Source organism: Lutibacter sp., from assembly GCF_041562875.1.
Lineage (GTDB): Bacteria > Bacteroidota > Bacteroidia > Flavobacteriales > Flavobacteriaceae > Lutibacter.
The window spans coordinates 1-6,946 of record NZ_JBFFOE010000117.1 but is presented as its reverse complement, the minus strand read 5'-3'; the positions used below and the strand labels follow the sequence as shown (position 1 = coordinate 6,946).

At 28.8% G+C, this 6,946-nt stretch carries 10 protein-coding genes; 6 read left to right on the top strand and 4 right to left on the bottom strand.

Translation table 11 applies throughout. From position 1 onward, the window contains the following. A partial coding sequence (locus tag ABY863_RS12065) for a TonB-dependent receptor plug domain-containing protein (RefSeq protein WP_372795177.1) occupies positions 1–1,064 on the bottom strand: 1,064 nt, incomplete at its 3' end. A gap of 77 nt (positions 1,065–1,141) precedes the next feature. After that, positions 1,142–1,459 carry a DUF6660 family protein gene (locus tag ABY863_RS12060; RefSeq protein ID WP_372795175.1) on the bottom strand — a complete coding sequence of 106 codons (318 nt, stop codon included), beginning with the start codon at positions 1,457–1,459 and terminating at the stop codon, positions 1,142–1,144. Positions 1,460–1,936: 477 nt separating this feature from the next. Here ABY863_RS12060 and ABY863_RS12055 point away from each other — a divergent pair, with 477 nt between their 5' ends. From ABY863_RS12055 to ABY863_RS12030, 6 genes are all read left to right on the top strand, one after another. Next, the gene (locus tag ABY863_RS12055) at positions 1,937–2,320 is read left to right on the top strand and encodes a hypothetical protein (RefSeq protein WP_372795173.1); all 384 of its coding nucleotides are present in this window, start codon (positions 1,937–1,939) and stop codon (positions 2,318–2,320) included. Positions 2,321–2,703: 383 nt separating this feature from the next. Continuing rightward, positions 2,704–3,288, top strand: a complete 585-nt coding sequence (def, locus tag ABY863_RS12050) for a peptide deformylase (protein ID WP_372795171.1) — start codon at positions 2,704–2,706, stop codon at positions 3,286–3,288. A gap of 7 nt (positions 3,289–3,295) precedes the next feature. Continuing rightward, positions 3,296–3,715 (top strand): DUF5606 domain-containing protein, encoded by a 420-nt coding sequence (locus ABY863_RS12045; protein WP_372795169.1) that lies wholly within the window; start codon positions 3,296–3,298, stop codon positions 3,713–3,715. A 3-nt stretch (positions 3,716–3,718) separates the two neighbouring features. Continuing rightward, positions 3,719–4,498 carry a nucleoside triphosphate pyrophosphohydrolase gene (gene mazG, locus ABY863_RS12040; RefSeq protein WP_372795167.1) on the top strand — a complete coding sequence of 260 codons (780 nt, stop codon included), beginning with the start codon at positions 3,719–3,721 and terminating at the stop codon, positions 4,496–4,498. A 34-nt stretch (positions 4,499–4,532) separates the two neighbouring features. Next, on the top strand, positions 4,533–4,988 hold the full coding sequence (locus tag ABY863_RS12035) for a DUF1801 domain-containing protein (RefSeq protein WP_372795165.1): 456 nt from the start codon (positions 4,533–4,535) through the stop codon (positions 4,986–4,988). Then, positions 4,988–5,719, top strand: coding sequence for an SDR family NAD(P)-dependent oxidoreductase (locus tag ABY863_RS12030; RefSeq protein WP_372795163.1), 732 nt, complete (start codon positions 4,988–4,990; stop codon positions 5,717–5,719). The genes ABY863_RS12035 and ABY863_RS12030 overlap by 1 nt, the downstream gene beginning before the upstream one ends. A gap of 99 nt (positions 5,720–5,818) precedes the next feature. On the opposite strand, the gene ABY863_RS12025 is transcribed toward ABY863_RS12030, so the two are convergent. After that, positions 5,819–6,391: a hypothetical protein gene (locus ABY863_RS12025; protein WP_372795161.1), complete on the bottom strand. Its 573-nt coding sequence runs from the start codon at positions 6,389–6,391 to the stop codon at positions 5,819–5,821. A 73-nt stretch (positions 6,392–6,464) separates the two neighbouring features. After that, on the bottom strand, positions 6,465–6,946 hold a 482-nt coding region (locus tag ABY863_RS12020; RefSeq protein WP_372795159.1), incomplete at its 5' end, for a helicase HerA-like domain-containing protein.

Sequence of the window (6,946 nt, the reverse complement as noted above, 5' to 3'; positions counted from 1 at the left end):
GAATCTAATTGAGTATGGTAAACTGCTTGACTGCTCAATCTTTTTGAGACATTTTCTTCAGTGTATTGATGATTCCCTATTTCTTCACTTTCAATTTTTGTGATATCACCACCAATTCTATCATCATAAGTTCCATTAAGTCCAACCCAAAACGTAGTTTTTTCTGATGGATAATAAAAGAATTTTGGGTTAAATGAAATTGATTTTGTTTTTGGCAAATTACTAAATCCATCATCTTCTGGGTCATAAGCTTTTTGAGAATGTCCAGAACCGTATAGAGAAATACCAAACTTTTCGTTTCTTTTACTATAAAACACATTTGCGGTGCTTCCTAACGCTTGTGTTTGAGTTAGCATGATGTCTAAAGACGGTTCATCATTAGGTGTTTTTGACACCATATTTACTAAACCAGCGATAGCTCCACCACCATAAAGCGTTGAAGAACTACCTTTAATAATTTCAAATTGTTGCAAATCTAAAGGAGGAATTTGTATAATGCTTAAACCACTCGAAAAACCTCCATATAATGGAAACCCATCTCTTAAAAGTTGCGTATAACGCCCATCTAGTCCTTGAATTCTAATATTTGTACTTCCACTACTTAAAGAAGTTTGTTGCATTTGTATTCCTGTACTTTCACGAAGTACCATTGAAATATTTGTTGGGTTCATAATCGCTTTTTCACCCAATTCTTCTAAGCCAATAAATTCAATTCTGGTTGGAATTTTTTTAACGGTTCTTGTACTTCTAGTAGATTGTAATACTACTTCATCCAATTCGTTACCTTCACTGGTTAATTTAAAAACCAATTCTGAGCTAGTTGGTAATTGAATACTTGTTTTTAACGTTTCAAAACCTAAATATGAAATTATAATAAGATGTTGTCCAGTTGGTATATTTATAAAACTAGCAATTCCATCAAAATCCGTTACTGCACCTTTTTCTAACTTTTCAAAATAGACTGTTGCGCCTAATAAGGGTTCATTTTCTGTTTCTGAAATTACTTTTATTGATATATCAGTTGTTTGCGCTTTTAAAGAAAAGCACACTATAATTGAGAGCATTATGCTCAATATGTGTTTATGCATTGTTAATGTAAATATGATTAATTAAAAAAATTTGACTATTAAGTCTGTTTATTTTAACTAATTAACTGTGGCGGCTGCCAAATGTTAGAATGAAAATCTAACCGGTAATTTGATTGATAGGTAGAAAATAGTTTAGTAGAAATTTTTAAGTTATGATTTAGTATTAAAGTACTAATAGGTTCATATGTTACTGACATGCCACAACAATCACAAATACACATTACAGGACACGAATCATCAGAGTCCTGCCCATGATTGTGATTTATGCCAATACCGTCTGCGTGCTTATCTTCAGCATTATTCCCGTCAGAACAAGGTTTTACTGACAAAACAAGTATTATCAACGATAATATAATTGTGATTCCTTTCATAATTAGTTACAAATTTAATAAAATACAATTTATGCTTGCACAGGAATGGCAATTATTTTTATTTCCTTTTACTTTTCTTTTTATACCTGCTAAGGCAGGTATCCACACGTATTAATTATTTAAAAAAATAATAAAAATTAGTAGTTAATTAAATCATATAAATACTATATTTACCATAGTAATTCTTTATAATGAACTAAGTACATAAACGCGTTACATATTTGTTAAAATTAATTTAAAGTCCTAAAAAGGTAAAAACCTTGCATCTTTAGTTTGTTTTATAGATATCTTTATAAGTATTTATATACATTTTTACTTAAAAAGATAGTTATCTTTAAATTATTTAATCTACATCTTTGTTAAAAAAAATCTATATCTTTTAGTCAATTTCTGTCTATGTTTTATTAAATTTACTTTATAAATACACATAAATTACTATATAAATTCATTTTATTATCTCTATAAAAAATAATAATTATGCCTATTAATTTTAAAATGTTGCCTAAGAAAAATTGTATGGTAACACCTCCTGAAATAAAATACTATCCTTGTGCCATACATAAAGGAGAAGAAGATTTGGAAAGTTTAGCTGATATAGTGGCTTCACGCTCTACCATGAGTGTTGGTGATTGTTATGGTGTAATTATGTCACTAACATTAGCCATTGGAGAAGCCTTGGCTGAGGGACGCATTGTACGCATAGATACATTGGGCTCTTTTCAAATAACATTAAAAGGGACACCTGCTGAGAGTCTAGAGCCCATAGGAAAATCGAATATTAAGGGAGTAAACATTGTTTATAAGCCTTCAAAACAATTAAAAAAGAGACTTAAAACATTAAATTATAAGAGAATTAGGTAGGAGCTCTTAAACTAAAAGAAACTACTTAGGTTTTATACTATGCTACCAATTATTTTAATTAAATAACGTATTTACAACTTATTTAAAAGGCTGAGTTTAATTATTAAAAAACGTTAGTTCCAATATTTTTGAGCAGTTAAATGGGGCTAAAAATATAACAAGAACTGTTTTTAATGCTAATTTTAATATTCTTGATATCGTTTTCTATTGAAAACTAGTTGAATTGATAAAGAATACACACCAAAAACGAAATGAAACCAACGGAAAATTCCGTCTAATTTAAGCACTTTTATACAAAAAGTAGCTGCAGTTTTAAATAAGAATAACTTACTATTTTATTATTCGTTTAATCTTTTGTATTTTTGCAATCCAAAAAAAAGAATATGATTTTACCAATTTATGCATATGGCCATCCTGTTTTAAGAAAAATGGGAGTTGATATTGATAAAGATTATGAAAATCTTACCCAACTTATTGAGAACATGCAAGAAACTATGGTAAATGCAAATGGTATTGGTTTGGCAGCACCTCAAATTGGAAAAGCAATTAGATTGTTTATTGTTGATACTTCTCCTTTTGAAAAAGATGAGGATTTAGATGATAAGGAACGTGAATTTTTAGCGAATTTTAAAAAAGTATTTATCAATGCTAAAATTTTAAAAGAAGAAGGTGAAGAATGGGTTTTTAATGAAGGTTGCCTAAGTATTCCTGACATTACAGAAGATGTATTCAGACAAGAAAAAATTACCATTGAATATGTTGATGAAAATTTTGAAAAACATACCGATGTTATAGATGGTTTAGCCGCGAGAGTTGTTCAACATGAATATGATCATATTGAAGGCGTTTTATTTACAGATAAAATTTCATCATTAAAAAAAAGATTAATTAAAAAAAGATTAGAAAATATTACTAAAGGAAATGTAAATCCTAGTTATAGAATGAAATTTCCCTCATTAAAAAAATAATAAATTTATGGAGTTAAAAGATATAGTAGCAATTAATGGAAAACCAGGATTGCACGAAATTAAAGCACAATCTAAGGGTGGCATTATTGTAGAATCATTAATTGATGGTAAAAAGTTTCCCGTAACGGTTACTCACAATATTAGCGCATTAAATGAAATTGCTATTTATACATATGAAGAAGAAATTCCGCTACGCGTAATTCTTAAAACTATTGGAGAAAAAGAAAATGGAAAAGAAGCCATCAGTCCAAAAGAAAGCGGAAAAGTTTTAACGTCCTATTTTAGAGAAATTTTACCAAATTTTGATGAAGAACGTGTGTACACTTCAAACATTAAAAAAGTATTGCAATGGTATAATTTATTAGCTTCAAAAGGCTTTGATTTCACTTCAATTAAAGAAGAAGAGGAACAAACAGAAGAAGCATAAATTATGAATACCCGCGAACAGCAACTCCAAGCTTTTGGTCGACTTTTAGACATTATGGACGAGTTGCGCTTAAAATGTCCATGGGATCAAAAACAAACTTTTGAATCGCTTCGCCATTTAACTATTGAAGAAACCTATGAATTAGGTGATGCAATTCTGAATAACGACTTACAAGAAGTTAAAAAAGAATTAGGCGACGTACTACTTCATATTGTTTTTTATGCAAAAATTGGTTCTGAAACAAATGATTTTGACATTGCAGATGTTGCCAATGTCATTGCTGAAAAACTAATTCATCGTCATCCTCATATTTACAGTGATGTTGTTGTAAAAGATGAAGAAGAAGTGAAACAAAACTGGGAAAAACTAAAATTAAAAGAAGGTAAAAGTTCGGTTTTAGAAGGTGTCCCTCTTTCACTTCCTTCCATGGTAAAAGCAAATAGAATTCAAGAAAAAGTTGCTGGTGTAGGTTTTGATTGGGAAAAACCTGAACAAGTTTGGGAAAAAGTTCAAGAAGAATTAAATGAACTGAATGTTGAAATTAAAAAAGGAAATACAGATAATATTGAAGCTGAATTTGGAGATGTTTTATTTTCAATGGTAAATTATGCTCGTTTTATTAACGTAAATCCTGAAAACGCTTTAGAGCGTACCAATAAAAAATTTATCAATCGATTTCAATATTTAGAAACCGCAGCAAAAAAAATAGGGAAATCTTTACACGATATGTCACTTGCTGAAATGGATGTGTTTTGGAACGAGTCTAAAAAGTTTTATAAATAATTTATACATTAGCATAGTACTTATTTTTTTAACTATGCAAATTATAGCCAAAACCCCCGAAGAGTATATTGCTCAAATTCCTGAAGAGAACATCCCTTATTTTAAAAAATTAAGAGAAACTATTTTACACAATTTACCAAAAGGATTTGAAGAGCAAATGAGCTACGGAATGATTGGTTATGTAATTCCTAAGAATGTATATCCTAAAGGATATCATTGTGATACAAAATTGCCACTTCCTTTTGCCAATATCGCTTCTCAAAAGAATTTTATTGCTTTATATCATATGGGAATTTATGCAAATCCTGAATTACTAAATTGGTTTGTTAATGAATACCCTAAACATTGTAAACATAAATTAGACATGGGTAAAAGTTGTATTCGATTTAAAAAAGCAGAAGAAATTCCATTTGATTTAATTGCAGAATTAATGCAAAAAATTACAGTGAAAGAATGGATTGATTTGTACGAAAAAAACATAAAAAAATAATGGGAAAAATTGTAATTATTACAGGAGGCAGTAAAGGTTTAGGTCTAGGATTGGCTAAAAAATATCACAAACAAGGCTATAGAGTAATATCCATTTCAAGAAGTAAAATAGATAAATTATATATTGCTGAACAATACCAATGTGATTTGAGTAAAACGGATACTATTGAGCATATAATGATAGAAATATTCTCGCATTTAGACAAGAATACAACTACCCATTTAACACTTATTAATAATGCTGGTGAATTAGGAACTGTGAATACTTTAGATGCTATCGCTCCCTTAAATATCAGTCATACCATTCAGGTTAATTTAATTGCCCCATTAGTATTAAATTCACTTTTTATAAAACTCACAAAAGGCTGGGAATGTAAAAAACAAATTTTTAACATATCTTCTGGAGCCGCCGTAAAACCTTATGAAGGTTGGTCTATATATTGCGCTTCTAAAGCTGGTGTTGATATGATGACAAAAGTAATTTCTAAAGAACAAAAAGAAATAAATAATGGTGTGAGTATAGTTTCAATATATCCAGGAGTTATAGATACAGATATGCAAGTACAGGTTAGAACTACACCAAAACAAAATTTTAAATCCGTTCAACGATTTATTGATTTTTATAAACACGGAGATTTACTTTCACCTAAAGAAGTTGCCAATAAAATTTACCATTTAGATGTTACTGATGAATTAAAAAATGGACAAATTTTAGATATACGAAATCTATAAACCTGAGTTCTATCTTATGTTTAATACAAAGTACGAAAAATAAATAGTTTCACTAGTATTTAAAACTCTTTTACCTAGTGTCCTTTTGTTAGTTCCTTTTTAATTAAACCAAATAGTAAAGTATTTTATTTTTGCAATATCTGGAATTTGATCAATAGTTACTTCTTCCCTGCTAAAAATGTTAATTCCTAATTCTTTTTTGTCAATTGAAATAGTAGCGTTCAATTCATCAATAAAAAGTGTAGCAGAAGTAAGAGTAGTTTCAATATTATTTACCAAATAATGTTCATTAATATCTTTAAATGTTGATTGAAGTGAAATACCTTTTTCTGTTTTATAATTTTTATTAAAAATTTGAATACTTTTTATTTTGGATAAAGAATCGTTCTGATTTGTAGGAGCAATTTCTAATAACTTATCACCCTTCACCGAAAATATTTCATACTCATCATCATCTAAAGAAAATAATTTATCCTCATTATTTAATTCCTCTAACTGTAAATTTGAAACTATTGAATCTTTCTTAAAAATAGTACTTAACTCTAAAATGGTAGTTTCCTTCGTTAAATAACCCACTTTCCCTTTTTCAATTAAATATTTATTTTCTTTAGAACATTGAACAAACAAAAATGAAACTAAAACTATTAAAATGCTTCTTTGTAAAAATGACATAAACAACTTATTTTTTAAATAACATAACTATAAACGCAACAAATATACTATTATTGACTGCGAACTAAAAAAATTATATCACACGTTTTAAAATACCTAGTATACCTCTAATAAAGGTTGCACTTGTTACCACTAATAAAATAGGGTTCATACGGGTGCTTTTTCTAGAACTTGACCTAGAACTTGTTGATTTTGATTGTTTTAACTCTTCTTTTTTCTTCTCCTCTACAGCTTCCTTTTCATTTATTCTTTCTATTTTATCAGATAAAATTTCGTAGGCACTTTCCCTATCAATAGTTTCATTATATTTATAATAAATACGAGAATTTTCAATAAGTTGCTTCAACTCCTTATCAGTTAATATATCCATTCTACTCATTGGCGCACGCATCATTGTACAAGCCAAAGGCGTTGGTATTCCTTTCTCATTTAAAACAGAAATAAAGGCCTCTCCTATTCCTAATTGAGTTAACACTTCATCAACATCATAATATTCAGAACTTGGGTAATTTTCAGCGGCTAATTTAATAGCTTTTCTATCTTTTGCTGTAAATG